This window comes from Tenacibaculum caenipelagi, assembly GCF_004363005.1.
GTDB classification, from domain to species: Bacteria; Bacteroidota; Bacteroidia; order Flavobacteriales; family Flavobacteriaceae; genus Polaribacter; species Polaribacter caenipelagi.
The window spans coordinates 544727-571532 of sequence record NZ_SNYH01000002.1 but is presented as its reverse complement, the minus strand read 5'-3'; the positions used below and the strand labels follow the sequence as shown (position 1 = coordinate 571532).

General features: G+C 30.6%; 25 protein-coding genes. 1 reads left to right on the top strand and 24 read right to left on the bottom strand.

Features of this window, described 5'->3' with window-relative positions:
• Positions 1-84: 84 nt before the first annotated feature.
• Positions 85-2685, top strand: coding sequence for an AsmA-like C-terminal region-containing protein (locus DFQ07_RS06085; RefSeq protein ID WP_133535373.1), 2601 nt, complete (start codon positions 85-87; stop codon positions 2683-2685).
• Here DFQ07_RS06085 and DFQ07_RS06080 read toward each other — a convergent pair.
• The 24 genes from DFQ07_RS06080 to DFQ07_RS05965 all read right to left on the bottom strand — a co-directional run bounded on the left by DFQ07_RS06080 (position 2678) and on the right by DFQ07_RS05965 (position 26785).
• A complete protein-coding gene (locus tag DFQ07_RS06080; RefSeq protein ID WP_133535372.1) occupies positions 2678-3976 on the bottom strand; it encodes a phenylacetate--CoA ligase family protein in 1299 nt (432 codons plus the stop codon). The genes DFQ07_RS06085 and DFQ07_RS06080 overlap by 8 nt on opposite strands.
• The gene (locus DFQ07_RS06075) at positions 3973-5637 is read right to left on the bottom strand and encodes a C45 family autoproteolytic acyltransferase/hydolase (RefSeq protein ID WP_133535371.1); all 1665 of its coding nucleotides are present in this window, start codon (positions 5635-5637) and stop codon (positions 3973-3975) included. The genes DFQ07_RS06080 and DFQ07_RS06075 overlap by 4 nt, the downstream gene beginning before the upstream one ends.
• Positions 5637-6506, bottom strand: coding sequence for a cupin-like domain-containing protein (locus DFQ07_RS06070; RefSeq protein WP_133535370.1), 870 nt, complete (start codon positions 6504-6506; stop codon positions 5637-5639). The genes DFQ07_RS06075 and DFQ07_RS06070 overlap by 1 nt, the downstream gene beginning before the upstream one ends.
• Before the next feature lie 16 nt (positions 6507-6522).
• Positions 6523-8049, bottom strand: coding sequence for a phytoene desaturase family protein (locus DFQ07_RS06065; protein ID WP_133535369.1), 1527 nt, complete (start codon positions 8047-8049; stop codon positions 6523-6525).
• Position 8050: 1 nt separating this feature from the next.
• Entirely contained in the window at positions 8051-11698 is a 3648-nt protein-coding gene (locus tag DFQ07_RS06060; protein ID WP_243743942.1) for an MMPL family transporter, read from the bottom strand.
• Positions 11691-12872 (bottom strand): DUF2062 domain-containing protein, encoded by a 1182-nt coding sequence (locus DFQ07_RS06055; RefSeq protein WP_133535368.1) that lies wholly within the window; start codon positions 12870-12872, stop codon positions 11691-11693. Before DFQ07_RS06055 ends, DFQ07_RS06060 begins: the two co-directional genes overlap by 8 nt.
• 14 nt (positions 12873-12886) lie before the next feature.
• Positions 12887-13255 carry a 3-hydroxyacyl-ACP dehydratase gene (locus tag DFQ07_RS06050; RefSeq protein ID WP_133535367.1) on the bottom strand — a complete coding sequence of 123 codons (369 nt, stop codon included), beginning with the start codon at positions 13253-13255 and terminating at the stop codon, positions 12887-12889.
• Positions 13255-13866: a porin family protein gene (locus DFQ07_RS06045; RefSeq protein ID WP_133535366.1), complete on the bottom strand. Its 612-nt coding sequence runs from the start codon at positions 13864-13866 to the stop codon at positions 13255-13257. Before DFQ07_RS06045 ends, DFQ07_RS06050 begins: the two co-directional genes overlap by 1 nt.
• A gap of 66 nt (positions 13867-13932) precedes the next feature.
• On the bottom strand, positions 13933-14484 hold the full coding sequence (locus tag DFQ07_RS06040) for a hypothetical protein (protein ID WP_133535365.1): 552 nt from the start codon (positions 14482-14484) through the stop codon (positions 13933-13935).
• Positions 14485-14518: 34 nt separating this feature from the next.
• Entirely contained in the window at positions 14519-15139 is a 621-nt protein-coding gene (locus DFQ07_RS06035) for a LolA family protein (protein WP_133535364.1), read from the bottom strand.
• Positions 15132-15908 (bottom strand): polysaccharide deacetylase family protein, encoded by a 777-nt coding sequence (locus tag DFQ07_RS06030; protein ID WP_133535363.1) that lies wholly within the window; start codon positions 15906-15908, stop codon positions 15132-15134. The genes DFQ07_RS06035 and DFQ07_RS06030 overlap by 8 nt, the downstream gene beginning before the upstream one ends.
• A complete protein-coding gene (locus DFQ07_RS06025) occupies positions 15902-16915 on the bottom strand; it encodes a beta-ketoacyl synthase chain length factor (protein ID WP_133535362.1) in 1014 nt (337 codons plus the stop codon). The genes DFQ07_RS06030 and DFQ07_RS06025 overlap by 7 nt, the downstream gene beginning before the upstream one ends.
• The gene (locus DFQ07_RS06020) at positions 16915-18108 is read right to left on the bottom strand and encodes a beta-ketoacyl-[acyl-carrier-protein] synthase family protein (protein WP_133535361.1); all 1194 of its coding nucleotides are present in this window, start codon (positions 18106-18108) and stop codon (positions 16915-16917) included. The genes DFQ07_RS06025 and DFQ07_RS06020 overlap by 1 nt, the downstream gene beginning before the upstream one ends.
• Positions 18109-18366 (bottom strand): phosphopantetheine-binding protein, encoded by a 258-nt coding sequence (locus DFQ07_RS06015; RefSeq protein WP_133535360.1) that lies wholly within the window; start codon positions 18364-18366, stop codon positions 18109-18111. It abuts the gene before it with no gap.
• A 2-nt stretch (positions 18367-18368) separates the two neighbouring features.
• Positions 18369-18992 (bottom strand): 3-oxoacyl-ACP synthase, encoded by a 624-nt coding sequence (locus DFQ07_RS06010; protein WP_133535359.1) that lies wholly within the window; start codon positions 18990-18992, stop codon positions 18369-18371.
• A 5-nt stretch (positions 18993-18997) separates the two neighbouring features.
• Positions 18998-20131, bottom strand: a complete 1134-nt coding sequence (locus DFQ07_RS06005) for a beta-ketoacyl-[acyl-carrier-protein] synthase family protein (RefSeq protein ID WP_133535358.1) — start codon at positions 20129-20131, stop codon at positions 18998-19000.
• Entirely contained in the window at positions 20132-20572 is a 441-nt protein-coding gene (locus DFQ07_RS06000) for an acyl-CoA thioesterase (RefSeq protein WP_133535357.1), read from the bottom strand.
• A gap of 4 nt (positions 20573-20576) precedes the next feature.
• Complete coding sequence (locus tag DFQ07_RS05995) at positions 20577-21014, bottom strand: hypothetical protein (protein ID WP_133535356.1); 438 nt, start codon at positions 21012-21014, stop codon at positions 20577-20579.
• Positions 21015-21020: 6 nt separating this feature from the next.
• A complete protein-coding gene (locus tag DFQ07_RS05990; RefSeq protein ID WP_133535355.1) occupies positions 21021-21902 on the bottom strand; it encodes an LpxL/LpxP family acyltransferase in 882 nt (293 codons plus the stop codon).
• Between the two features lie 10 nt (positions 21903-21912).
• Positions 21913-22155, bottom strand: coding sequence for an acyl carrier protein (locus tag DFQ07_RS05985; protein ID WP_133535354.1), 243 nt, complete (start codon positions 22153-22155; stop codon positions 21913-21915).
• The gene (locus tag DFQ07_RS05980; RefSeq protein WP_133535353.1) at positions 22148-23377 is read right to left on the bottom strand and encodes a beta-ketoacyl-[acyl-carrier-protein] synthase family protein; all 1230 of its coding nucleotides are present in this window, start codon (positions 23375-23377) and stop codon (positions 22148-22150) included. The genes DFQ07_RS05985 and DFQ07_RS05980 overlap by 8 nt, the downstream gene beginning before the upstream one ends.
• A gap of 5 nt (positions 23378-23382) precedes the next feature.
• Complete coding sequence (gene fabG / locus DFQ07_RS05975) at positions 23383-24129, bottom strand: 3-oxoacyl-ACP reductase FabG (protein ID WP_133535352.1); 747 nt, start codon at positions 24127-24129, stop codon at positions 23383-23385.
• A 2-nt stretch (positions 24130-24131) separates the two neighbouring features.
• Positions 24132-25262: a WG repeat-containing protein gene (locus DFQ07_RS05970; RefSeq protein ID WP_133535351.1), complete on the bottom strand. Its 1131-nt coding sequence runs from the start codon at positions 25260-25262 to the stop codon at positions 24132-24134.
• 5 nt (positions 25263-25267) lie between these two features.
• Entirely contained in the window at positions 25268-26785 is a 1518-nt protein-coding gene (locus DFQ07_RS05965) for an HAL/PAL/TAL family ammonia-lyase (protein ID WP_133535350.1), read from the bottom strand.
• Positions 26786-26806: the final 21 nt, after the last annotated feature.

Genomic DNA, 26806 nt, shown 5'->3' with positions numbered 1-26806 from the left:
AAAATTTATCATTTCATTGACTTTCTATTTACAAATAATTGTTGAACTTTGTTCGTTAGTATTACATGACAAACTTTATTCACCATGAAAAAGATTTATAAAATAGTATTAGGCATTATTATTTTTTTCTTTATCCTTTTAATTAGCATTCCCCTGTTATTCCAAGATAAAGTAATGAACTTGGTAAAAACTACCATTAACAACAATGTAAATGCACAAGTTGACTTTAGCGACTCGAGTTTAAGTTTACTTAGAAATTTCCCAAATGCATCAGTACAGTTATCGAACTTAACTGTTATTAATCATGCTCCTTTTGAAGGCGATACTTTAGTATATGCTAAAGAAGTAAACTTAGCTATAAAACTTACCGAACTTTTTAAAGCTTCTTCTGAACAGCTAAATATCAAATCATTTACTATTGACGAAGCTTTGGTAAATGTAATGGTTGATGAAAAAGGAAATGCAAATTACGATATCGCAAAACCCTCAAAAACAGAAGAAACTACAGATAAAGAACCATCTTCTTTCGGATTATCTATCAATTCATACGCAATTAATAATTCAACCATAAAGTACAACGACAAACAAGGAAAATTGGCTCTTGAGCTAACAGACTTTAACCATAGCGGAAGTGGTGACTTTTCACAATCAAATACCGAGTTAGATACACAAACATCTACCTTAATTTCATTCGGAATGGATGGAAACACCTATGCTAAAAATCAAAAAATACAATTGGATGCTGTTTTAGGAATGGACTTAACTAACAAAAAGTTTTCCTTCCTAAAAAATGAAGCCAAATTGAATAACTTGCCTTTAATTTTTGACGGATATCTTCAAATGAATGAGAATAATCAGGAAGTTGACATCAACTTTAAAACTCCTTCGTCAGATTTTAAAAACTTTTTAGGGTTAATTCCTGAAGCTTATACTAAAAGTATCGCAAACGTTTCCACTACCGGTAACTTCAGTTTAAATGGTAAAGTAAATGGAATCATTGATGATAATCATATTCCGAAATTAGATATTTCTATGAAGTCTAATAATGCTTCATTTAAATATCCTGATTTACCTAAAAGTGTTCAAAACATTAATATAGATGCGCAAATAAAAAACACTACTGGTAAAACTGAAAACACCTTTGTTTCCATCAATAACTTATCTTTTAAAATTGATGAAGATACTTTTTCTGGAAAAGGAAATATATACAATTTAACAACAAACCCTAAAGTTAATGCTACGGTAAAAGGAACATTGAATCTTGCTAATTTAAACCAAGCTTACCCTATTGACTTACAAAATGAATTAAGCGGAATTTTAAAAGCAGATTTGCTTACCGAATTTGACATGAAAGCTATTGAAAACAGTATTGTAAGTCGTATTAAAAATAGCGGAAAAATGGAAGTAATTAATTTTGTCTTTTCTTCAGAAGACTTAGTGAATCCAATTTATATTAAAAACACCGTTATTAATTTTACACCAGGTACTGTTTCATTAACTAAGTTTGACGCAATTACTGGAAAAAGTGACTTAAATGCTACTGGAACTCTTAAAAACTTATTAGGTTTTTTACTTGCTGACAAAAAGCTACAAGGAAACTTCTCATTAAACTCAAATGCATTTTATGTAAGTGATTTTATGCAAGAAAATCCAGAAGCATCTGAAAAGAAAGAGGAAACTTCTGATGAAAATGCTCCAAAAGAGTCTTTAAAAATCCCTGCATTTTTAGACTGTTCCGTAACGGCTAATGCAAAAACGGTACACTACGACAACTTAACACTTAAAAATGTTAAAGGAACATTACTTTTAAAGGATGAAAAAGCCATTCTTCAAAATGTTGACGCTAATATTTTTAATGGTCAACTTGCACTAAACGGAGAGGTTAATACCCAACAAAAACACCCTACCTTCGACATGAAGTTAGGAATTAAATCATTCGACATTGCACAATCTTTTACTGGTTTAGATTTATTACAATCATTAGGCCCTATTGCTGGTGCCATGAGTGGTAAATTAAATTCTGACGTTGATTTAGCAGGGAGTTTAAATAATGATTTTACTCCAAATTTAGCTTCTGTTTCGGGTAATGCATTGGCAGAATTATTAACCACTAGTATCAATCCACAAAAAACAAAAGCTTTAAGTTTATTAAATGATAAATTATCATTTATTGATTTAACAAAACTAGACTTATCAGACATTAAAACCCATCTATCTTTTAGCAATGGTAATGTGGTGGTAAAACCTTTTGATTTGAAGTATAATGATATCGGAATTACTGTTGGTGGTAGTCACAGTTTCGACAAAACAATGAGCTATAATGTTACTCTTAATGTTCCTGCTAAATATTTAGGTAACGAAGCTCAAGGGTTACTTTCAAAATTAAGCGCTAAAGAACAGCAAAATATTACGGTTCCTATTACTGCTAACATAACAGGTAATATGACAAATCCATCGGTTACGACAGATTTATCTTCATCTGTTACTAAATTGACTCAGAAATTGATTCAACAGCAAAAAGATAACCTAGTAAATAATGCTTTAGGCGGATTATTAGGAGACAAAAAGAAAGACAGTACTTCTACAACCAACAAAAAAGGCGAAACTGTTAAAAAAGTAACAGACGTTTTAGGTGGTTTATTTGGAAAAAAGAAGAAAGCTCAACAAAAAGATACTGTTAAGTAATACAGTTTCTTTCATCGATAACATCTATAGGTTTTCGACCTAATTTAGGAAACATAAGTGCGTGTATCTCTCTTTTACTCACAAATTCAATAAAAGGAGTTACACGTATTTTTGTTTTACATTTTTGTTGTAAGGTTTTTCTTAATATTTCCTGATCAGTATCCGCTTCAACCTTAATGGTTACTTTATCGTTTAAAAAATCATCTTTTGATATTTTTATCACGTAGTTGTTAACTTCATCTACCTCATTTAAAACACTTTTAATCGCTTGCGGAAAAATGGTAGTTCCTTTTAATTTTATCATCTGTTTTTTTCTTCCCAAAACAGGACCTACTCTAAGTGTGTTTCTTCCACATTTACACAAATCTTGATGTAATTCTACAATATCTCCTGTTTTATATTTCAATAAAGGCATTGCTTCAACCCCTAGAGTAGTAATAGTTAGCTCTCCTTTTCCTCCTTCTTTAACAGCTTTATCATGCTCATCTAATACTTCCACAATAATGAGTTCTGGATGATGATGTCCTCCCTTTTGCTCTTCACACTCTGTAAATGCTGTACTTTTTTCTGTAGAAGCATACGTTGAGTACAACTCAACGTTCCAATCCTCTTGAATTTTTTTAGCTAAAATATTGGGTGAAAAATCTGACTCTTTTATCGGCTCTCCAATACAAATTACTTTCTTTACACTTGTTGTGTCTAGCGCAATGTTATTCGCTTTTGCAAAAGCTATTAATTTTATTAAAAAAGAAGGAACAGCTACTAAACATGTTGGTTTTAATTTTAAAATTGAGTCCCATTGTAACTCTGGACTTCCAACACCAACTCTTATAATAGAAGCCCCTAATTTACGCGCTCCTAAAAAGTAGGCGAGTCCCGCCATAAATCGCTTATCTAAAGTGGTAGTCAACTGTATTCTGTCATCCTTTGTTATTCCCGCACATGCAAAAGAAAGGTATTCGTTATACGCTAGTCTGTCTAAATCTTTGTCGGATAAAACAAAGGTTATAGGTTCGCCTAAAGTACCTGAAGTTGTAACCACATCAATAATTTGATGATCTTCTACACAAATAAAATCATCATTATACAATTGTAAATCTTCTTTTGTAGTTACAGGTATTTTTTCTAAACTTTCTAATGTTTTAATTTCAGAAATATCAATGTTATGCTTCTGAAATACTCTTTGGTAATACTTAGAGTTCTCTTTTACATAGCTTAAAAGTTCTACTAGTTTTTGTTCTTGAAACTTTTTTATATCTCGTAACGAAGCGCCTTCTATTTCTGGAATCATCTTGTCAGTTTTCGTGTTGATTTTTTGATGTACTTCTCTATAGTTCGTACATCTTGTTTTGTGGTAACCTCTTTGGATTTTGCTTTTAAAAACATCTCTAAAGCGGCCTTGTAATATCCTTTTAGATAATAATATTTCCCCGTTAGAAAATACACTTTCCAAAAATCACTATTATCATCAATATAATTTTTCAGTGTTTTAGAGTCTATCTGTTCTTTATCCGCTATTTTACGCTCAATCTGCCTTTCTAAAACTCTGTATTTTTCATACTTTTTATATTGCTCTGTATATAAAAACTCATCCTCTTCAATTAACAAATCATCATTAGACAAGTTATACTTACTTGTTTTACCATTAAAAATATCGTCTAAATCATAGGCTACAAACTTACCTAATTGATATGGATTTGAAGAAACCCAAACCAGTTTATCGTATGGTTGAAAAACTATTCCATGATGCGCTAAAAGTTGATTCAGCGCTTTCTCATTTCCATAACCGATAGATTTCCCTTCTAAACCTTCTTTATTTCTTAAAATGGCTACCGCTTTTTTCGGAGTTATTTTCTCATCTTCTTCCAATAGCTCTTCCATCTTTAAATATCGGTATTTTGAATGGCTTTCTTCTATATGTTTTTGGTTATTCTTATCGTTCTTATATGCTTCACTTTGAAAGTGATTAGAACAGATAAGTTTTGAAGTATTTTCAACTTCATACACTCCAAAATTTTCAGGTGATACTTCTATAATAACTGCTTTGTTATCTTTTGCACTTCCTACCATTATCGATTCTGAAACAAAAACTTGTCTCTTTTTGGCTATTTCTATTGCTTCTTCAATAGTAGAGGCATATTGCAATATTTCTCTTGTAACAATTGAAATAGGCGTTTTTGCTACCAGCGGGATTTTAGATTTCCCAGCATTAATGGTTACTGTTAGTCCTTGTTCATTCATTCCTGAAACAACACCAATCATTCCTGCCCATGTAACCGACATAAATTTGTATCCTTTTTCAGGAGTAATAAAAGCTATAATTTTATTCTTCGCAAACTCATCACCTGCATAAAAATCAAAGTTTCGTGCGATTAATAATTTACCGTCTTCTGTTTTATCTCCCCAAACAGCAAACGATGAGCAACCTACCAAAGCTAAATCTTTTAATGCATGACCTATATCGTGTGCACCATGCAAATACAGAACCCGCAAATACTCATTGGCGATATGATTGTATTCTTTTGAAGCGTATTTAGACAAACCATAAATTTCTGTTTTATATTCCTCTGGAACATGTAAATACATTTTACGGTTATACCAAGCCAAAAAACGTTTTAGCAGATACTGTTTAAACTTTGATGGAACCAAATCGTTAACCTTTGAAAGAAAAACAGCTTCTTGATTTACAAACAACTCTTGTGTAAGGCTTCCTGTTTTATCTCCCAACTCTAAAGGATTTCCAGAAACAAATAACTCCCAAGAACCCACCTTATTTTTTGATAAAAAATCATTGTTTATCACAAAAACAGTATCAGTTATTTGTTCTCTTTTAAACTGCGGTTTAACATATTGAGAAACGTTTGGAACATCTTTTAACGATTTTGAAACACCACAAGAAAAGCAAATAAAAAAGCTTATCAGTACTACAATATGTTTTATTCTAATTTGCATTAGTTATTCTCTCTTTTATGCGTTCTTTTTATGGCTTTTTTATCTTTAAAAACCAACCATTTTTGCCCTAAAAACCTTCTCATTAGGTTATCGAAATTACGCATAATAAACACGTTATATAACATATTTAAAATTCGTGAAGGTTTTCTTGGCAAAGCCCTTAAGGTCATTGAAAAACCTCCGTTTAAATACTTAATATAATGCCAATAACCACTTGGCATATACAAGGCATCTCCATGCTTCATTTCTACTTTAATTCCTTGAGCATTTTTTAATGCTGGATACTTTTCAAAATCAGGGTTATCCATATCTATACTTTCTAAGTTGTGGATAGAAAAAGGCACCCTGTATAAGTGTCTTGTTTGATCTGGAGCAAATAATAAAATGTCTTTATTTCCATGAAAATGGAAATGCATGCTATCAGGTAAATCTATATCATAATGCATAAAAACCTTTGAATTTCCTCCTCCAAAGAATAATGCAGGCAAGCGCTTAAAAAACTTTAACCCTATTGTAGGGTACTCAAAATCTTTTAAAAGCTCAGGCATAGAATCGAGAATGTTATAAAAGAAAATACGTAAATCTGTAGGTTTGGTTTTTAGTATCTCTATATACTCAGAAAGCTTCATTTTTTTTACGGGAGCATATACACTTTCTTTTCCTTTAGCAGGATTGTTATTGTATAATGGCACTTCTTGATTTCCTGCTCTTTCTTGGATATAATCTAATGACCATTTTTGATAGGCTTGCCAGTTTTTAGTTAAATTTTCAATTAATACAGGACGTTGCGGTTTATAGTAATGTTCAATAAATTCTTCTCTGGTTATTGAACTAACCTTAGTAATTGGTATTGTTTTAAACTGTCCCATATACTATACTGTTTCCTTATTTATTGGCTTCTATAATTTTATTTAACAAATACTCTCTACCTAAAACAATTGAACTGGTAATAACTGCACTAATAGTTACTCCTAAAATACCATGCATATTTAAGCTTTGACCTGTAAATAATAAATTCTTGATTTTGGTTTGAGGTGCTATAAATGATTTTAGTGGATTACTAATATCTTTTACATACCCATAAGAAGCTCCTTCTGCGTTTCCTATATAATCTCTATAAGACAACGGTGTTGATGTATATACTTCTTGGATACACTCTCTTATATTTGAAAATTTCTTTTCAATTTCGCTTATTAAAATTTCTGCCTTTTCTGCTTTAAATTCCTCATAGGTTTGTCCTCTCTCATTTTTTTCTGCAACTGTATTACGTGTATCAATCCATGGTTTCATTTCATCAAAATGCATATAAGTCATAGCGGTTATGCTCTCTCCCCATTCATCCATGTTTTTTTTGACACCCATAGATAGCATATAGGCTTTTGGCCAATTACTTTCATTATAATCTTGAGCACTCCATACTGCATCTTCATTTTTAAAATGATAGTAGTTTTTATTTAAGTACTTAAATGTTTTAGGTTTTAACACCAAGTACAAACTAAACATAGAAATAGCATTTTCTATTTTATTAATTCGATTTGTATATGATTTCCTTAAAACATTTTCTCCTACAAACTTTAATGTTTGCTTAGGGTCTATGTTTGAAATAAATAAATCGCCAACAACAGTTGTTCCGTCTTTAGTTACAACAGAAATTATTTCCTTATTTTCATTAAAATTGAACTTACAAACTTCTTTATATTTGTAGGTGTCGCCTCCAAATTCTTTGATTTTTTTAATTAACGCTTTTGAAATTTGGCTTCCTCCGTTTGCACATCGATAGGCACTTTCTATGTATGAATTTACTGATAACGCATGTACATAAAGTGGTGTTCTATCTTCATCCCCGGCGTACAGTAAATTGGACCCAGATAATACTGCCTTTAGCTTCTTATTGCTTGTTAGGCTTTCTATATAATCTTTAGCTCCTTGTTCAAATACTTCTAAATTTTCATAAAAAGGTGCTCCATGCTTTAAATAATACAACGGAAAATCATTACATGTTTTTCTAATTTTGTTTATGTATTTATTTATAGCCTCTGCTTCTTCAGGAAACTCGTTTATTAATTGATTTGCAAAATTATCATATCCTTGAGCATGTTTATATTCTTTTTCATCATCATCGAAGGTTATAATATCAAAACCGTCTTCGTCCATTTGATGAAGCGTAAGTTGATCAATAATATCTAAATACTTAAAATACTGATAAAGGTTCTGCCCTTCTGACAAACCTCCTATATAATGCACACCAGTATCAAAAATAGTTTTATCACGAACAAAGGTTTGTAAATTACCTCCAAACTGATTATTCTTTTCTAGTACACAAACACTTTTACCTTCTCTTGCTAAAATATTTGCACATACCAATCCTCCTAAACCACTACCTATAATTACAACATCGTATTTTTCTTTCATTCTATCTCTTTAAAATAACTGGTAACTCTCCTTCTTTTGTGTACTTGTTAAAATTTTCAAGAATCACATCTTTCTGTAAAATAACAATTGTTGAGAAGTCTTGATCTTCGATTAATTTATATTCCTCTTTTTCAAGATTTCTATTAATAATTAGCACATTACTTTTTAATGCCAAAGCCTTATGAAAATCATTAACCAGCGTAATTTTTTTATGCTTTACTAAATAATTACTTTTTATAAGTTCTTGATTTTTTTCAGAATTATTATGAATGATAATTTTTCTATCTAGAGAGTCTAAGGTTAATAAAAAATCTAATTGCCCATAATCTTCTGACAAGTGTGTAATTGATTCTTTTTCGTTTAACTTTAGCAATAAGTTACTATACAACTCTCTTTTATTCTTTAAATCTAGTTTCACTTGATTATAAACCTTTTTACCTCTATACAAATAGCTATTTACTATTGTTTTATAAAAATAACTAGAGGTTTCTAACTCTCTTCTTAACACTAAGTGTTCTTCTTTAAAGTATCTTCCTATCTGTTTGGTCTTTTCTGAATATGTACTACCAAAAGTAGCTTCTTTAAAAGCTATTCTAGGTAATATTTTTGCTGTAATGGTACCTTTTTTAATAATAAAATTACCTTTTGGAAGCACTTCTGAGGCTCCGTGTATTAATACCGGAACAATATCTAACTTAAATGTTTCTGCTAAATAGAAAGCCCCTTTATGAAAGCGTCTTATTTTATTTGTTTCAGAACGTGTTCCTTCAGGAAAAACCATTACGCTATACCCTTGCTTTATTTTTTCTTCTATATGGTTTAAACCCTCATCTATTCCTTTTGATACTGGGTAAAAACCTGCTAACTGAACAGCTTTTCCAAAAATAGGAGAATTATATACCCAATCGTTCACCAAAAATATCATTTTAGGATGCAGTTTCCCTATGGTTAAAATATCTAAAAAAGAATTGTGATTGGCTATAATTAAAGCTTGTTTAGAAAAATCTTCATTGGTGTTATTAATCACTTTATTTCTTAAAAAAGGATACGACCATAAAACAGAACTCATAAACTTAGATACCGTTTTATGAAACCACTTCATTTTTACTTTTTTACTTACAGGTATGATTTTCATTACACTTACACTAAAAAGTGATAATAAAAGTCCGCCCAACCCAAAAAAGGCAAATGATATTGTTGAAAATATTAAATGATGAAGCTTTAGAGACTCTCTTGTTTTAGTTCCTATAAAAAGCTTAAATAATAGTGGTTGAATGGTAAAAGACAATAATAAAGCTGATAAAACCCCAATAATTGAAACTACCGAAATTGAATACAATGCTGGGTGTTTCGCGAAAATTAACACCCCAACCCCTAAAATAGTTGTAATGACCGATAGTATAATTGCTGATTTGTAATTCGGTAAATATTTTTTACCTGTTGCATATTCCTTTTGTAAAGCACTTGTTATAAAAATGCTATAATCTATACCTAAACCAAAAATAAAACTTGAAATAATGATGTTGAAAATATTAAAATCAATATGCAACACCCCCATTAAACCAACTGTTATTACCCATGTTAACAATACAGGAAGCACTGTTATTACAGTTAAATAAATGTTTTTATAGAATAAGATTAATAATACTAAAACTACCAGAAAAGATCCTTTCATTAAAAAATTGAAGTTATTCTTTAATCCTCCTAAGAAAACCTCATTCATTTCTTTTCTGTCTATTATATAGACACCAGGTATTTTTCCTAAATTTCTTTTAACTTCATCAACAAAACCTTCTTTAATTTTAACAATATTTGTTACTGTTATAAAGCTATTTTTATTGCTTACATAATCGTTTATTGGCAATAGTGAACTATCATTTTTATCGTTAAAATCAATAGGATTGTAGTTCTTATTCAATTTTTCAATGAAGCTATTAAAAGTATCAGGTTTAAATCCTATTGCGGTTCCAAAAAGGTTTAAATTACTTTTAAGTGAGTCTTGTTTTTCTTTGGTCCAAAAAGAATTCCACTCAACAATTTTCTTCTCCTGTTTTTTCTTTGATGAAATTAGCTCACTAACACTCTTAATCTCTATAATTTGGTCTTTATTTTTGAGTGATTTTAGCTTATCTAATATTGTTTCATTTGTTCTTAAAACCGAATCTAAATTCGATCCGTAAGCCACTAGGTAAACAGATTTCTCTGAAATATTGGTCAGTTTGTTTAAGCTATTTTCTACTTCTTGTAAATGCTCCGATTTATAATTTAACTTTGATAAATCTTTATTGAATTTGACCTTTTCATAATTAAAAGCTCCAACAATTATAAGCGTAACCACTACCAGTACCCACCATTTATTCCTGTGAATTGGGTATTGTAAAAATCGTTCAATACCTACTGCTTTTTCTTTCGTCTTTCTTTTAGGGTTATATACATGCGGAATGAATAATAAAGCAACTATTGAAGCTCCTACGACACTGACAGAAGCAAAAACTCCTAAATCTTGCAGTGCTTGAGATTTTAAAAACAATAAACATAAAAAAGCACTCGCAGTGGTTAAACTACTTATTAAGATAGGTTTGCTTATTTCTTGATATAGTTTTTCAATATTGTCTTCTTTTTTGATGTAAGACAAAATATGCAAGGAATAATCCAGAGTAATTCCTAATAAAACAGCTCCTATACCTAATGAAATTGCCGAAACGTTTTCTCTAAAAAAATATAAAAAACTGATGGCTAAAACTCCTCCAAAAAGTGTTGGTACAAACAAAATAAGCGGAGTTGCTATCTTTTTATAATACACAATTAGAATAATAAATAGCACTGTTAAGGCTATACTTACTGTTAATTGAATATCACTTTTTATCTGTGAAGCATTTTCTACAGCAACTACAGCTGCTCCAAAAAATGTGGCATCAATATTTTTATATGTTTGGTGTAAGTCTTTTACAATTGCATCAATATCGCTTACTAACACACTGTTTTTTTCTGTTTCGCTGGGTGGAAATTTGGTATCAACAAACAGGATGATACTTTTTTCATCACTACTCATTAAAAATCCGTCTTTCAATATCAAATCATTTCCAACCCCTAACTTTTGAAGTTTTTTTAAAGCTATAAAACTCAACCCTAAAGGATCTTTTAATATTTGCTTTTTTACAAAACTCCCTGTTGGAGAGATTAATGTGTGATAATTTTTTTCGATCAGGCTTTCTAGATTATCACTCTCTATTTTAGAATTTATCGCTTGGTAATCTTCTTTATCTAAGAATAAGGGTAAGTTTTCGTAAATAAAGTCAGTAATTTTAAAAACATCATCTCCGTTTACTACTCCACTTACTTTAGTTATCAGTTTATTTTTTTGCAAACTATCAATTAAAACTGTGGCAAATTTTGTCAAATCTTCTCTTGCTACAGAATCTTTTCGCTGAATTTTAAAAATAATTTTATCAGAAAAATTTGTGTTTTCTAGTACTTTTTTTGCTTCTGAAGACTGGTTAGTTTGAGGCACTAATTTTAAAATATCTTCTTCAAATTTTATATTCGAAGCAATGTATAAAAGGCCACTAAACAAACCTATAATAACTACCAGCGAAACTATTTTTCGCTGATTAAAAAACTTAAATATTGAATACAATAAATTACTCATTATTTTTAGGCTTAAAAATATTAAAAAGCGCCAGTGAAATTATTCCTAAAAGCACTGCTGAAAAGCCTGCTAAAACTAAACTACCAACTACATATACTTTTATGTGCGTTAGCATTTTGATATTTTCAATAGTACGAAAATCAAACTCAATTTTTTCTCCCAATAAAAACTCACCTACTTTGACACTTGCCAATACAACGAAAGGAATTAATGGAGGTAAACTAATATTAGAAAACAAAAATGAGATTGTTTTATTTAGCTTTAAAAGAATAGAAAAACCAATTGCTAAAAAACCTTGTAACCCCCAAAAAGGAGACAATCCAAAAAAAACTCCTAAGGCTATTGAGACTGACTTTTTTATACTAGAATCGCTACTTACAAGTACATCGTCTATTAAAAATTTTTTAACCCCTTTTTTTTTTAGACTTCTTAAAAAGTCTCTTGGTTTTATAAACAAAAACGTTACTAATACCAACCAAGTGTTTAAAACACTTATTCTTGTAAAATCTTTAAATGGTCTAAAATGAGAAACTCTTTCGGTTTCATCATATAGCACTTTTACAGGCACATTTTCAACCGCTACACCTCTCCAAGCAGCTTTTACAATAACTTCAATTTCAAATTCGAATTTGGTAGTGTAAAATCTAATTTTATCAAGAACTTTTAGTGGGTAAAGTCTGTAACCTGACTGGGTATCTTGTAATTGTGTTCCTGTTTCAACCCAAAACCAAAAATTAGAAAACTTATTTCCAAAGCTACTTTTTTTAGGCACAGAATCTTGATTCATATTTCTTGCACCAATCAGTAACAACTCCTTATTTTGTTCTTTTTGAGATAGTTTTTTCAAAAAAACAGGAATATCTTCTGGAAAATGTTGTCCATCAGAATCTATAGTGATTGCATACTCATAACCTTGTTCGTACGCAAACTTAAATCCATTTCTTAATGCAGAACCTTTTCCTTTATTACGCTTGTGATGCAGTTGTTTTAAAAAAGAATACTCTTTTAAAATAGTACTTGTAGCATCAGTAGAACCATCATTAACTACAATAATATTCTGAGTAAACTTAAGCGTATTATCAATTACCCTTTGCAAAGTTTTCTCATTATTATATGTTGGTATAATAACGCAACATTTATAAGAATCTAAGTTATATTGAAGCTGGTTGCTCAACTTTTAAATATCATTTATTTAACAAGAAATGTTGCATTACATTTTAATGCAACAGTACTATCGGTAAATGTACATACATTTTTAATTTTCAACAATGTATCTTCTTTATTTACTTGTGTACTTATTAGTAATTCTTGATTTACATTAGGATTGATTAACGCTGTAAATTTTACATTAGAAATTTTACTTAACTGTAAGTTATACTGATACGTTTTTTCCAAAATTTCTTTTACAAGTTGTATCATGCAAACACCAGGTGTAACTGGATTTTCTGGAAAATGCCCTTCAAAGATTTGATGGTTTTTATTTAAAAGTATCTTAGAACTAATAGTATCTTCCTTTATTTCAGAAGATACTATTGTATAAAAATCGTTTTCTAACATTATTTAAAATCGAATTCGTACCCTAAACTAACTTGAAATACTTGATTTAAAGTTAAATCGGATATATCTGTTGTCTCAGGATATGTACCTACGTTTCTACCAAATAAATCGGTTAACCCTTGCTTAAATCTAACATCAATATTTAATCCATTAGGAAAATTATATCCAATACCACCAGCTAAACCAAAATCAAATATTTCTGGGTCGTTCACATTTTCATGACTTACTAAAATATCTAAAACAGGAGCTACTTGTAAGTTAAAGTTTCCACCTCCTAAAAAGAATTTATTATTTACATGAAAAGATAAGTAATTCAGCTTAGTATTTATATAAGTTCTCTCTATATACGAACCTCCATTAGACACTAAATCAAACCCAACTTTAGCTCCTTGTTTTGAATAAAGAACTTCAGGTTGTAATGTGTAAAAGTCTGCAAACTTAAAAGAAACTGAACCTCCAATATGAAATGACGTATTCCATTTAGTGTCATTTCCTGCGTTTGTTAAACCTGAATAGTTTAACCCTCCTTTTACTCCTGGTTTAATTACAACTTGTGCAGACGTTATTGCAGTGGTAAACACAGCAATTAATAGCAATTTAATTTTTTTCATTTTATCCCCTTTTTTAATTAAGGTGCAAACTTAAACATTCGCTAATAAATACACAAAGCTTATTAGTTAATCAAATGCTCTGAGGGCTATTTGTAATGGAAATTTTTTATGCAATATTTGTATTTCTTTCCCGTCTCTCTTAAACTCAAAAATTGTTAACTCTCTACTTTTATTTGTATGAACAATCTTTTCAAGAGTGTTTTTGTTACCCTCAACAAAAAAGTAATTAAACTTATTATTTAACCTTGTTTTATATACTTTTTTTCCCGTCTCTTTGTAAACAGCTAATACTTTATTTTTCTCTTTTATCAGCGTTAAAAAGTCACTTTGTAAAATTTTTACAAAAGTTTTTCTATTAAACGCTTCTAAGATAAAGTGAGTTGTGAATTGATTGTTGTTTAATTCAAAGTCGAAAAATTTGTTACCAAACTCAGAAGTAAAGACAATTCTGAAATTATTTTCTTTAATTTTTTTGATGATTAGTATCCCGCCAACATTATTACTAAAAGCCTTTATTTTTGCCTTATAAACAAAGTCTTTGTTTTGTGAAAAATACATGTTGTATATAAACGTTTGTTCAATCTCTCTTTCTTTAACAAGCCCTCTTGTTGTGGGCAAAGAACAGGAAGTTAACAGAACTAAAATGAAACAACTAATTAGAAAACGCATCATTAGAAACGGGCTGATTTAGTTTTTTATTTAAAAAAGAGATTTTTGTATAATCTGTATTGCTTTCATTCATTTTAATCTCAACTACATCAAACGTTTTTTTATCAAAAAGTAATTCAAAAGACTTGATCATCTTTTTAAAAGATTCATTTTTAGGTTCAAATTTTACCAAATAGTTCTCTTTATCCTTAAAATAGTTAATTATAAAATCGGATTCGCTAAATAAATCTCCTTTAATACTACTCACAATAAGTTTGTTGAAGTGCTTAAAACTTTTATTGGAACTTAAATCAAAACTATTTTTGTCTCCATTATCGTTAATATAAATCGCATTTTCTTTGAATATGGCTATGTAACTATAAGGCTTTTTATATTCCCATTTTATTAAGTTAGGTGCTTTAAAAATAAGATTTCCTTCTGTTTTAATATCGTTTGTAAGAAAATCTAAATGCTTTTTTTGCACAAAATCGCTAACTATTGTTTTCGTATTTTTAGCATTTGCTTTTACACTTTCATTCAACAAATTAATTTCTTCTTGGGTTAATTTTGTTTGCCCCAAAACAACCTGCCCTATAAACAACAGTAAAAGTAAAATTCTATTCATATGCTTTTATATTCGTTAATGTTTCTAATGAAACTGCTTTATATTTTTGTTCTTTTAAAATTCTCAACAATTGTTCCAAAACAGGAATACTATTTTCTTGAACATCGTGCAATAAAATAATTGCCCCTGGTTTTATGTTAGGAATAATTCTTTTCAGTACTTTTTTTTCTTCTTTTAACACTGTATCTAATGAGCGTATATTCCACCCAAAAGTTGTAATTTTTAAGTTCTCTACCGCTTTTTTAATTGAGGGGTTCGTAACCCCAAATGGAGGCCTAAAAAACTTTGGTTTTTTCCCTATAATGTCCTCAATAACATTAGTTGTTTTTGAAATTTCTTTTTCTACTTGATTGCTATTTAAAAAACCAAACGAACTAGGATGGGTGTAGGTATGATTCGCTATAATATGATTTTCACTATCTATTCTTTTTAGAATGTCTGGATGTTGCTCGCAATTTTTTCCAATGCAAAAAAATGTAGCTTCTGCATTGTACTGTCTCAACAAATCTAATATCTTTTCTGTATAATTAGGGTTGGGGCCGTCATCAAAAGTAAGTGCTATTACTTTTTCTTCAGTCTCTTCATAATTGATAGCATCAATATGATAATTTAACAAGATATTAAAGGATCCAATACTTGTAAAAAACAACCAAATAATACCTAACACCAAGAACCAATACAAAGAAAATTGCGCCACAAAAAAATAAAACAATAACATTAACATGAATATTATTGCTGTGAAATAACTTACTTTTTTATGCTTTAACATGATGTTAGTAATACTAAACTGTGCTGTTTACCTAAATATTGATTGTACAACAAAACTGTTTTATAGTCTTCTTTCTTAACAGAATTAAAAAAACAATTTGTAGGGAGTTCTTGTTTATTTAAAAGTTCAGTAGCTACATAAAATCCAAAAGCAGATGCTGTAAAAAACTCTCCACTTAGGTTTTTATATTTCAACTGGGTAGTATCAGTAAACAACTCTGATTGTATTTTTTGATAATACGAATCGTATGCATCACCATTAATACCTAATATAACAGCATCAATATCTGACACTTTTAAGGAATTCTCTTCTAAAAATGACGCTATTTTCTTTAGTAAATTATCTTCATCAATCTCTTGAAAAACTTCTACGTTTAACAATTGAGCTATAGAGTTTTCTTTTTTACGAGCTCCTAATGTAAAAAAATTGGCACCTTCACTAAATGAAACGTCTTGCTGGTAGATTTTTTCGTAATCGTTAATAAACCTCTTTCCTAGTTCATCAACCCCACCCACTAATACCGTTTCATTTTCTTCATTCAGTAATAACATGCCATCCAATAAAGCAGCTTCAAAAGAATTTGCTCCGTTTACATAGGTCATATTATACCCTTTATTTTTTATTGAGAGTGCTATTTGTGCCGCAACTGTATTGTGTGTAGATTGAATAAAAGATGTTGGTGTTAAAAACTGTTCATCATTATCAATAACGGCATTTAAAAACTTTTCTGAATCTTCAACACAACCTAAACCTGTTCCTGTAATAATAGCATCTACAGTATCTTCTCCTGCCTTTTGTATCACTTTTTTTGCAGCTACCACTCCCATTTTCACACCCGTTGCCATTCGTCTACTCGCTATAGGTGATAAAAATTCTTTGTAATTTATTTTAAAAGCTTTTACTTGAGAATTTTCTGTAAACTTTAATTCTTCAACCTCTTTAATTCCTTCTTCAAAAGTATTTTGAGCAGAAATAGAAACACCGCTATGTATGTAAACTGAATTCATTATACTTTGGAAAATATTAATGTTGAACAATTACCTCCAAATCCAAATGAATTTGATAGCACATGTTTTATTTCTTTTTCTACTGTTTTTGTCGTTGGCTTCAACTGAGTTTTTTCAATTTCATCAGCAAAATTTAAGTTTGCAAATGCTTTTTGTTCTTTCAATGCTAAAATTGAAAACACTGCTTCAATTCCACCTGCTGCCGCAAGTGTATGTCCTGTATATGCTTTTGTTGAACTAAATATTGGCACTTCTTCAAAAATTCTTTTTAACGCTTCACTTTCTGAGGCATCGTTATTAGGAGTTCCTGTACCATGAGCATTTATATAATCTATCACTGAAGTTTCCAAATCAGCTAACTTCAACGCTTTTTTCATTGCTAAAAATGCACCTTCTCCTTCTTCTGAAGAAGCTGTTTGATGGTGTGCATCGTTAGCATTTGCATATCCCGATAAAAAGGCTAAGACTTTTTTATTTTCTTTTGCTACCACTTCTTCTGATTCTAACACTAAATAAGCTGCTCCCTCACCAAGGTTTAGTCCTTTACGGTTTTTATCAAAGGGTTGACTTTTTTTGTCAGATAAAATCATCAAGGTTTTAAATCCGTTTAATGTGAATTTTGACAATCCGTCTGTACCTCCAACAATTACTCTATCGAGCTTTTTAGCTTTGATTAAACGGGCACCTAACATAATTGCATTAGCTGCCGAAGAACAAGCAGTACTTATGGTTGTCACAAAATCAGTAAGCCCAATAAAACTTGCTATTTGTTGCGTGCTCTCTGAGGCATTGTGGCTATTTATAAATTGCTCGTTACGTGGTGCATCAAAAAACGTATTACAGTATTTTTCAGTTAAGTCCATTCCTCCAACACTAGTAGACGATATAAATCCAGTTTTATACTGATTTACGTCGTTAATATTGGCACTTTCAATAGCTTGTTTTGCAGCAATAGCACCTAAAAGTGTGGTTCTTGAGTACTTTTCAAAATTATCTAGAGCGAGTAGTTTTGCTAGCTCTTCATTAGATAACTTTATTTCACCAACTTTTATGTTGTTTGCATGTCGTGTAGCAATATTTTCAATGGTAGATATTCCATCACTTTCAGAAAGTAATGACTGTAAGTTTTCTTCAACAGTATTCCCTATTGAAGAAATGATTCCCATACCTGTTATTGCTACTCCGTTTGCCATTTATTTAGTTCTGTTTTCAGTAATGTATGTTGCTAAAACTTCTACTGATTTGAAGATTTCTCTTCCTTCGCTTGGATCCGTTAATTTGATACCGTAATCTTTATCTAACATAACGATTAATTCTAGAGCATCAATAGAATCTAATCCTAAACCATCTCCAAATAACGCATCATCATCATTAACATCTTCAATTGTTAAGTCTTCTAAATTTAATACCTCAATGATATTTTCTTTTAACTCTTTTTTTAACGCTTCCATTTCTATATTGATTGATATATTTCGTTTATATTTTTTTCTGAATACAATTCTCCTTCAGTATTTGACAATAGGTAAAAAAACGACGAGCATTTGCCTTTCTCTACCTCTACCCAACCACAAAGAACATTATTCGTTTTGTTAGTGTTTAATAATGTTTGTGCATAAGTGCTAAGTAAATTAGCATCAAACTTTTCAGTTATATAAAAAGCATTTTCACCATACGATTTATGACGAATACATATTTCGCCAATTCCTATATTAGGTAACGTATACACAAATATAGCAGGACTTGGGTAAAAATTATTTTTGTCTTGAATAGAGTTTTGATAGTCTCTATCGGTATTTAAACTTGCACTTTTGTTTGATAAAATAATTGCTAAATCTTCTTTTTCATTCTCTGTCATACTCGTGTTTTTTAACAAAACTTCTGCTGTTAAAAACGCTAGTTTACTCGCCTCATCCATTTTAAAAAACTTAGGATAAGACACCTCGCAATAATTTTTATAAATACTTTTTAAAAAGGACTTATAATCTAGTTCATTTTCTTCACATAAAACCTCATCATTACAAACCATTTTGGTATTTGTAATGGCACAATATGCTTTTATGTAAACTGTATTTTTCAAACTATTTATTTTTTAAAAATAACTGCTGTATTACAACCTCCAAAACCAGAGGCTGTTTTTATAAATGCTGAAATGTCTTTATGTGTATTTTCTCTTATTACATTTAAAGCATAAGATGTTCCTGACGTTTCAAAACCTATTGAAGGAAATAATACGCTTCTTTTCATTGATTCTATTCCTAAAATAGATTCTAACAATCCCGAAGAACCTAGTGTATGCCCATAATACCCTTTATAACTATTCACAGGAACATTACTCAATGCTGCTCTATGAAAAGCTATTGATTCCATTTCATCATTAAATAAAGTAGCTGTGCCATGTGCAGAAATATAATCAAGCTTTTTTAGTTTTTCTCCCGCTTCTTGTGTTGCTTTTTTTATACTTCTATATAATCCTTCACCCGTTCTTGAAGGACCTGAAATATGATTAGCGTCGTTACACGAAGCTTCTCCTATTATTTCTACACCTTCTTTGTTTTCTTTTGTTTTGATTAACATAGAACAAGCAGCTTCTCCTAACGTAATTCCTGTTCTGTTTTTATCAAAAGGTTTACAAGGCGCTTCACTTATTGCTTTAAAAGAATTAAAACCTGATAGTACAAATTTTGTAAGCACATCTCCACTTACAACAAAAATTTTATCATACTTCTTTGCTTGTAAAAAGCGTTTCGCTACCGCAATAGCTAAAACTCCCGACACACAAGCATTGGACACAATAATAGGAGTGGTTTTTAAAGAAAAAAAGTGTTGGATTGTTTCTCCTAAACTAGTTAAATATGCCTTTTCTTCTAAAAACGGACTTTCTTTATCTAAAGCTTCTATATTCCCTTTAGTACTTGATATAATGAGTCCTGTTTTATCATCTAATTTTTCTCCTGATGCTTGAATTGTTTTGTGTAATGATAGTATCATCATTTTTTCAAGCTTTGTATATTTTTCAGATGTAGTATTGATTGCCGAAAATGCTTGATTTAGCTTTTCGTCTTGTATTATTGAAGCATAAAAAGGCACATCCGAAAGCTTAGTATCTTTTTGTAATTCTATACCCGATTTTCCTTCTAAAATATTTTGAACATTTTCTGATGTTGAAAAGCCTAATGAAGAAATTATAGTATTATATGTAGCATAAACATTTATCATTTAACCAATTTTATGCTCCTTTTTCCATTCTTCATAAAAAATTGGAGAGTTTAAAGATAACTCTCCTTTCATATCTACAAAAACCTGAGTAGTTTCTCCAATGCAAACAACTTGACCTTTCTCATTTTTAATTTCATATTGAAAAATCATTTTTGCTGCTGCCGTATTTATATAGGTTACTTCGACAATTGCTTTTTCTCCATATTTAAGAGGTAATTTGTGCTCGCATTCCGACTTAACAATAGGAGTAACATAACCATAACTATTTACATCTAAGTAGGTAATGTTGTATTTTCTACCAAATGCCTCTCTTCCATCTTCAAAATACTTTATATAATTACCATGCCACACAATTCCTAATGGATCGGTTTCATTAAAACGTACTCGTAGCTCATAACTTGCTTTTAATGACGTTGCATCTATGTTCTTATTCCTTTTCATCGTCTTATTTTTTAAGAACCGTTTTCATTTGCGCCGTCATTATAACTTCATCATTTAAACGTGTAACTCCTTTTACCAAAGTTACTCCCATTATTTCTTGCAAGATATTTACTTCTGTAACTAGTGTATCGCCTACTTTAGGTAATTTGTTAATTTCTACTCCTTTTATAGCGCCAATATATCCTTCAGGAGCTTGCATATTATTTATATAAAAATGATATCCTGTGTATAAAGCCACAGTTTGTGCCATGTGCTCTATTAACCCTGGCTCTTTTAATTCTTCTTCTTTAACAAACAGTGTTTCATTTGATATTTCTAATTCTGAAACTACTGCGTTTTCGGTATATGATGTCAATGCTGAAATCATTACTATAGGATCTCTTTGAGGAATTAATTTTAGTAATGTTTCTTTATCTGCGATTTTACTTTTTAATAAATTCATGCTTTTTTATTTATAATCTCCCCAAAAATCAAAGTAATTGAACCATTGTGTAGGGTATTTTTTGAGCATTATTTCTAAATTTTGAATATAGCTTTTTAATAATCCTTCACTATCTCTATGCTTAACTTCAACTGTTCTGGCGTATAAATGATAATGTTTTTTAGCTTCTTTCATAACATATACAAAGACAACAGGTACTTTTAGTCTGGATGCTATTAAAAATGGTCCGGCTGGAAACTTTGCTTCTTTTCCTAAAAATAGAGCTGACAAATATTTGGTTCCTTCAACATACCTATCACCTGTCATACACACTAATTCATTTCTGGCTAAAGCAGCGTTGATTTCAAAAATGTGAGAAAGATCTTCTTTAAGAATAATAAACTTTATACTCGATTTTAAAGTTATAGACTCTAAGTAATCTTTAATAGCTCTGTGTTCAAAATCGGTGGTAAGTAAATTGATTTGAGCCTTTTCGTCCAAGTCGTCTAAAAAAAACTCTGCTATTTCAAAATTTCCCACATGTGCGCTAATTAGCACACCTCCTTTTTGCTCTTGCAGTAATTTTTTTAACTCATTAATACCATCAAACTCGTAGGTAAACCTATTACGTAACCCGGAAGATATTGCTATTTTATCTATAATGGTTTGCCCAAACTTATAATAACTTTGATATAAGCTAACAAAACTTTTTGTTTTGGTGTATTGATGTCTTTTTCTAAAGTATGTATAAATAACTTTAGAACTTTTTTTAGAAAACAGTAAAAAATAGGTGGCTACAAAATACAGCAAAGAATATGCGGCAGAAACACCTAGCTTTTTTATTGCGTAAACAAAAATTTTGTACCCTAGAACTGTACCTCTTGATTTACCACTCCAAGTTTCTGCCATAGCAAGGCTATTAGCTTATTTTATTCTCTATTAAATCGTAAAAGTCTTGTAATGTTGTTATTCCAACAAAATCTTCTCCTACTAATTTAACCCCAAAATTAGCCTCAATAGCTACTACTAAATCAACAAAATCTAAACTATCTAATTCTAACGTGTCTTTTAAGTTAGCCTCAGGTTGTATATCTTCTGCTTCTACTTCAAACTCATCAATTAAAAAATCATTAATTTTCTCAATAATTTCTTCTTTACCCATCTTTGTTAGTCTTTTTAATAATTAAAGCTGAATTTGTCCCCCCAAATCCAAAAGAATTCGACAAAAATACATTTATTTTTTTATCAATTGTTTTGGTCACTAAATTTAATTTAGACGCTGCTTCATCTGGTGTTTCTAAATTTATATTTGGCGCTACAAAAGAATGTTGCATCATTAACATTGAGTAAATTACTTCACTTGCACCTGCCATCCAACACTCATGTCCTGTCATAGATTTTGTTGAACTTACACAAGGTCCTTTTTCTCCAAATACCTCAACAATGGCTTTAGCTTCATTAGCATCTCCTACTGGAGTGGAAGTAGCATGAGCATTAACATAATCTATTTCTTCTGCTTTAAGATCTGCTTGCTCTAATGCCTTCTTCATTGCTCTAGAAGGTCCTTGAACATTTGGAGTAGAAATATGTTCTCCGTTTGAAGAAAATCCATATCCCAAAATTTCACCTAAAATAGGAGCTCCTCTTTTTACTGCAGATTCATAACTTTCTACAACTAAAGTTGCGGCTCCTCCGCTAGGAACTAATCCATCTCTACTTGAATCAAAAGGTCTCGATGCTTTTTCTGGTGTGTCTGCTAATGTTGAAAAAACCCCTAAACCATCAAAGCTTCCCATGGTTAATTCATTAATTTCTTGAGCCCCCCCACAAATAATACAGTCTTGAAGTCCGCTTTTAATTAACTGAAAAGCCATACCTATAGAATGTGAACCACTAGCACAAGCTGCACTTACAGTAAAGTTTATTCCTGTAAGTTTAAAAATCGTTGATAGGTTCATCGTTACCGAAGAATTCATCCCTTTAAAAATGGCTCCTGAACCTACTAAAGTAGTATCTCTTTTTTCTCTAATTTTATCTACAGATTCTATAACAGATTTTGCTGTACTATCGTTTCCATACAGAATTCCAACTTCATTATTAGCTAAAAATGCTTCATCTATTTTAGCGTTTTCTAAAGCTTCTATAGTTGCTAAATATGCATATTCTCCCTCTTGACCAAGACTTACTCTTTGTCTTCTAGATAACATTTTTTTTAAGTTAGGTTCTTCTACCATACCCGTTAAGCAAGATCGGTAACCTAGCTCTTCTCTCTTCTTGTCGTACACAATACCCGACTTTCCTTGATATAAAGATTCCTTAACTTCTTGTAAATTTTTACCTATACAAGAGTATATACCCATACCTGTTATTACAACTCTTCTCATGTTATTTATGAATAAATACCTCCGTTTATATTTATTACCTCACCTGTTATATAAGATGATTTATCAGATGCTAGGAACGACACTAAATGTGCTACTTCTTCAGCTTCTCCAAATCTATTAGACGGAATTAATTTTTTGAGTTGCTTTTCATCCAACTCACCCGTCATATCTGTTTTTATAAACCCTGGAGCAACAGCATTTACTGTTACATTTCTTTTAGCTACTTCTTGTGCTAATGCTTTTGTGGCTCCAATAACAGCTCCTTTAGCTGCTGAATAATTTGTTTGTCCTGGTGTACCTTTTAATCCTGATACTGAAACCAAATTAATTACTCTACCGTACTTATTAACCAATAATTTCTGAATTAAGTGATTCGTTACATTGAAAAAACCTTGCAAACTAGTATCAATAACTGGTGCCCAGTCCTTTTGAGTCATCCACATGAAAAGCATATCTTTAGTAATACCTGCATTATTAACTATTACCTCGATAACAACACCCTCATTATTAGCATGCCAATCATCTAACTTTTGTTTTACATCAGATTCATTAACTACATCAAATTGCATGATTTCTCCTGAACCACCTATTTCTTCAACCAACTTTAATGTTTCTTCTGCTGCTGCTTTATTTCCTTTATAATTTATGATTAGATGATACGATAAATCTTTTGCCAATTGCAAACAGATTGCTCTCCCTATACCCCTAGAACCTCCAGTAATTAAGGCACATTTTTTTGTGTTTTCACTCATACCTATTCTTTTATTATTACAAACAATTCAGCATTTTGATATGTTTTATCTCCTAACAAGCTTCCATCTTCTTTTATAAACCCCCACTTTTCATTAATCTTAACCCTTGCTAAACCGTTTATAAATCCTTTAATATGTTTTTTGAAAGATAATCCTGGAGTTATTTCGTATTTGAATTGAGTTACCATTGCTCCATTCTTATTTATAAATCCCCATTTCAATTTTTTCACAGGTGCTAAGCCATTTTCAGAAAACACTTCTGCATCTGCAAATTGGCAGTTAATTGTTAGCTCTCCTTTCGTATTTATATACCCCCACTTACCTTTGTTATACACTGGTGCTAAACCGTTATTAAACGCTTTTGCTTTTTTAAATTGTGGAGCAATAACCCATTCCCCATCAACATTAATAAATCCTACTTTACCCTTACTTTCTGCGTAAGTAAATTCTGATTTATTAGTAAAATCCCATATACGAGAAACACCTTCAAGAGCTTTAAAATTTCCTTCTTTAATAAGACCCGTTTTTTTATTTAAAACTCCCCAAGTTACTTTATTTTTATTGTAGTCTCCTATTTTATCATATAAAGGTTTAACAAGCTCTTCTCCCTTTACATTTATAATTCCCCATTTTTTATTTTTAAGAATCTTGGCATATCCATTTTCGAACCTTCTTATTATTTCATATTTGGGTTTTACTATAACATCCCCTTTTGGGTTTATCAACCCAACTAACTTACCTGTTCTAATAAAAGCTACTCCATTATTAAAATCGTAAAATTTATCGGTAGCAGTTTTTATTTCTAAGACTTCTCCTTTTTTGTTAATGTAATGCCAAACTCTATTTTTAAAAACTAAAGCTAAACCAGAATTGAAACTTTTTACATTGTCATATTGAGGTTCAATTACCCATTTTCCTTCAGCATTAATAAATCCCCATTTTCCATCTTTAAAAGCTGCTGCATATCCTTCAGAAAAACTTTTAGCATGTTTGAATTGAGGAGCTATTACTTCTTCTCCCTGAGTATTTATATAACCAAATCGTTTTGCTTCTCGTATTAAAGCTAGACTCTGTGCTTTAATAGAAGTAATAATTGAAAGTAGTAAAATAATAAAAGTAATTTTTCTTATCATATAGTCTATTTTTTCAAAAACTCTTTCACTTCTTGTATGTATGGATACATTATTTCGTCTTCAACTAAAACAGGAACTAACGTTCTTAATTCTTCATATAGTTTTTTGGTTGATGATGATAATTTATCTTGAATTTTTAGATATTCAATCGCTTGAATTATGGTAATCAACTGGATACTCAATACCTCAAATGCATTGTCAACAATTTTTTTAGTAATTAATGCCGCATTGGTACCCATGCTAACAATATCTTGATTATCGTTATTATTAGGAATACTATGAACATACATAGGGTTAGAAAGTGTTTGACTCTCTGCAGTAGTTGAAGTTGCTGTAAACTGCGCTCCTTGCATACCGAAATTCAACCCTAGCTTTCCTAAATTTACGAAAGGAGTTAAGATATCATTTAACCTTGAATTTAAAAGATAATTTAATTGTCTTTCAACTAACATGGTCATTTTCGTTATCGCAATTTTAAGCTTGTCCATTTCTAACGACACATAGTCTCCATGAAAATTTCCTCCATGATACACATTTTTAGATTCTACATCAACTATAGGATTATCATTTGCGGAATTTACTTCATCGATTAACACGCTTTCTACATTATTAATAGTGTCGTAAACTGGTCCTAAAATTTGAGGCACACATCTTAACGAATAATATTCTTGTACTTTTTCTTTAAATACCTCTTCTTTATTTCCTCCGTTGTATAAATGCTCCTCGCGCTTTTTAATAAGATTACTATCACTAAGTAATTCCCTCATTTTTTCTGCTACTTTTATTTGACCTTTATGTCTTTTAGCATTATTCAACTCAACAGAAAAATGATCATTATAAGCACTAACAATTTCGTTAATTGCACACGAAGCTTTAACAGACCAATCAAAAGCTTTTTTAGCATAAATGGTATTTACAATACCAATACCAGTCATTACAGAAGTTCCATTCATTAAAGCCAATCCTTCTCGTAGCTTAACCTCAATAGGCTGAATATTTTCAAGCTCAAAAACTTCTTTTGTAGCTTTTCTTTCTCCCTTATAAAAAACTTCTCCTTCTCCAATCAGTACTAAAGCTAAATGTGCCAACTGTACTAAATCACCACTTGCTCCAACACCTCCGTGTTCATATATTAAAGGAATAATGTCTTTGTTAATTAAATCGGACATTACTCTAATTACTGAAGGATGCACTCCTGAACGACCTAAACTTAAAGTATTTAACCTTGCTAAAATAGCTGCTTTAGTACTTTTAGCATCAAGAGGAGTTCCTGTTCCTGAAGAATGACTTCTTATTAAATTATATTGTAATTGAATTCTATCTGAATCTTCTATTTTGTACTGAGCCATCGGTCCAAAACCTGTGTTAACCCCGTATATAACCTTATCTTCAGAAAAACTTTTTAGAAATTTATAACTCTCTTCAACTCTTTCTACAACTTGTTCGTCAACTTTCACTGAATTTTTATCAAAAACAATAGAATAAAAATCCTCTAGCTTCAATTCGTTCTTTAATGCCAGCATTTACAATTTATTATTTTATGC

Bases quoted from the DNA above. Each gene is read 5' to 3' on its own strand.
- DFQ07_RS05990 (WP_133535355.1), bottom strand. From the start codon at position 21,902: ATGGCAGAAACTTGGAGTGGTAAATCAAGAGGTACAGTTCTAGGGTAC.
- DFQ07_RS06075 (WP_133535371.1), bottom strand. From the start codon at position 5,637: ATGCAAATTAGAATAAAACATATTGTAGTACTGATAAGCTTTTTTATT.
- DFQ07_RS06035 (WP_133535364.1), bottom strand. From the start codon at position 15,139: ATGAATAGAATTTTACTTTTACTGTTGTTTATAGGGCAGGTTGTTTTG.
- DFQ07_RS06000 (WP_133535357.1), bottom strand. From the start codon at position 20,572: ATGAAAAGGAATAAGAACATAGATGCAACGTCATTAAAAGCAAGTTAT.
- DFQ07_RS06085 (WP_133535373.1), top strand. From the start codon at position 85: ATGAAAAAGATTTATAAAATAGTATTAGGCATTATTATTTTTTTCTTT.
- DFQ07_RS06070 (WP_133535370.1), bottom strand. From the start codon at position 6,506: ATGGGACAGTTTAAAACAATACCAATTACTAAGGTTAGTTCAATAACC.
- DFQ07_RS05970 (WP_133535351.1), bottom strand. From the start codon at position 25,262: ATGATAAGAAAAATTACTTTTATTATTTTACTACTTTCAATTATTACT.
- DFQ07_RS06065 (WP_133535369.1), bottom strand. From the start codon at position 8,049: ATGAAAGAAAAATACGATGTTGTAATTATAGGTAGTGGTTTAGGAGGA.
- DFQ07_RS06020 (WP_133535361.1), bottom strand. From the start codon at position 18,108: ATGGCAAACGGAGTAGCAATAACAGGTATGGGAATCATTTCTTCAATA.
- DFQ07_RS06015 (WP_133535360.1), bottom strand. From the start codon at position 18,366: ATGGAAGCGTTAAAAAAAGAGTTAAAAGAAAATATCATTGAGGTATTA.
- DFQ07_RS05965 (WP_133535350.1), bottom strand. From the start codon at position 26,785: ATGCTGGCATTAAAGAACGAATTGAAGCTAGAGGATTTTTATTCTATT.
- DFQ07_RS06005 (WP_133535358.1), bottom strand. From the start codon at position 20,131: ATGATAAATGTTTATGCTACATATAATACTATAATTTCTTCATTAGGC.
- DFQ07_RS06050 (WP_133535367.1), bottom strand. From the start codon at position 13,255: ATGTTAGAAAACGATTTTTATACAATAGTATCTTCTGAAATAAAGGAA.
- DFQ07_RS06060 (WP_243743942.1), bottom strand. From the start codon at position 11,698: ATGAGTAATTTATTGTATTCAATATTTAAGTTTTTTAATCAGCGAAAA.
- DFQ07_RS05995 (WP_133535356.1), bottom strand. From the start codon at position 21,014: ATGAATTTATTAAAAAGTAAAATCGCAGATAAAGAAACATTACTAAAA.
- DFQ07_RS05980 (WP_133535353.1), bottom strand. From the start codon at position 23,377: ATGAGAAGAGTTGTAATAACAGGTATGGGTATATACTCTTGTATAGGT.
- fabG (WP_133535352.1), bottom strand. From the start codon at position 24,129: ATGAGTGAAAACACAAAAAAATGTGCCTTAATTACTGGAGGTTCTAGG.
- DFQ07_RS06045 (WP_133535366.1), bottom strand. From the start codon at position 13,866: ATGAAAAAAATTAAATTGCTATTAATTGCTGTGTTTACCACTGCAATA.
- DFQ07_RS05985 (WP_133535354.1), bottom strand. From the start codon at position 22,155: ATGGGTAAAGAAGAAATTATTGAGAAAATTAATGATTTTTTAATTGAT.
- DFQ07_RS06080 (WP_133535372.1), bottom strand. From the start codon at position 3,976: ATGATTCCAGAAATAGAAGGCGCTTCGTTACGAGATATAAAAAAGTTT.
- DFQ07_RS06025 (WP_133535362.1), bottom strand. From the start codon at position 16,915: ATGAATTCAGTTTACATACATAGCGGTGTTTCTATTTCTGCTCAAAAT.
- DFQ07_RS06030 (WP_133535363.1), bottom strand. From the start codon at position 15,908: ATGTTAAAGCATAAAAAAGTAAGTTATTTCACAGCAATAATATTCATG.